The organism is Sharpea porci (genome assembly GCF_009695655.1).
Taxonomy (GTDB): domain Bacteria; phylum Bacillota_I; class Bacilli_A; order Erysipelotrichales; family Coprobacillaceae; genus Sharpea; species Sharpea porci.
The window spans coordinates 1-1,160 of the sequence record NZ_VUNM01000075.1; the positions used below are offsets into that span (position 1 = coordinate 1).

A 1,160-nucleotide genomic window follows, 5' to 3' on the forward strand; every position below is an offset into this window, starting at 1 on the left:
GCATACCGAGTGGCGGCAGCGTGACCTGTCAGACCGTCGCTACGTCTACTGGTGGGCCGACGGCGTGTACAGCAACGTGCGCATGGATGACCGCCTGTGTCTGCTGGTGATCATCGGCGTCACGGAGCAGGGCCGCAAGGAGCTGGTGGCCGTCGAGGACGGCTTCCGTGAGTCGGCAGACAGCTGGGAAACGCTGCTGACGGGGCTGCGAGAGCGCGGTCTGACTCAAGCCCCCAAGCTGGCGGTGGGCGACGGTGCCATGGGGTTCTGGTTGGCGCTGAGCAAGATCTACCCGGAAACCGACCATCAGCGCTGCTGGGTCCACAAGACCGCTAACGTGCTGAACAAGCTGCCGAAATCAGTGCAGCCCAAGGTCAAGGCCGACCTCCATGACATCTGGATGGCCGAGACCCGCTTTGATGCGCACAAGGCCTTCGATCGCACGTTGAAACGCTTCGAGGCCAAGTACCCCAAGGCGATGGCGTGCCTGGCCAAGGATCGGGACGAGCTGCTGGCGTTCTACGACTATCCAGCAGAGCACTGGGTGCATATCCGCACCACCAACCCGATCGAGTCGACCTTCGCCACGGTCCGTCTACGGAGCAAGCGCAGCCGGAACTGCGGATCCCGGGCGACGACCCTGGCGATGGTCTTCAAGCTGCTCCAGAGCGCCGAGAAACGCTGGAAGCGCATCAAGGGGTTCAGCAAGCTGGAGCTGGTCGTGAACAACGTCCGGTTTCAGGATGGGGAGCAGGTAACCGATCAATCAGACAGGACTGCCGCCTGACTGCCATCCACCAGATTTGAGTGCGCCAGGCAAAGCCTGGACATCCGGGAAACCGAGAAGGTGGAAAGGATGTCGTGAAACCCAGTGGGTGAAAGTCCCACCCGGCCAAGGCTAGCCACCAGCCGGCAGCGAGTGTTGCGTGGTGTCGGGTAACCGCCGCTGCGAAGCGTACACAGCGAGTGGATAGGCCGTGTGATAGAGCCCCGAAATTGTGGTAGTGGCAGTCGCCGACAGTTTTCAAATGCTGGAAGGCAACACGACCCTGCCGTATGGCTTGGCAGGGAAGGGCCGCCGGGGTCGAAGAGCAGGGCATGTCCATACAGGGGTTTCCCAGGAACCTGGGAGGCCCGTCCTTCTCCTCTGAACGACAAAG

At 62.0% G+C, this 1,160-nt stretch carries 1 protein-coding gene; it reads left to right on the forward strand.

Translation table 11 applies throughout. The annotated features are described in order from the left end of the window. A partial coding sequence (locus FYJ79_RS12395; RefSeq protein ID WP_154518925.1) for an IS256 family transposase occupies positions 1-787 on the forward strand: 787 nt, incomplete at its 5' end. Positions 788-1,160 lie beyond the last annotated feature (373 nt).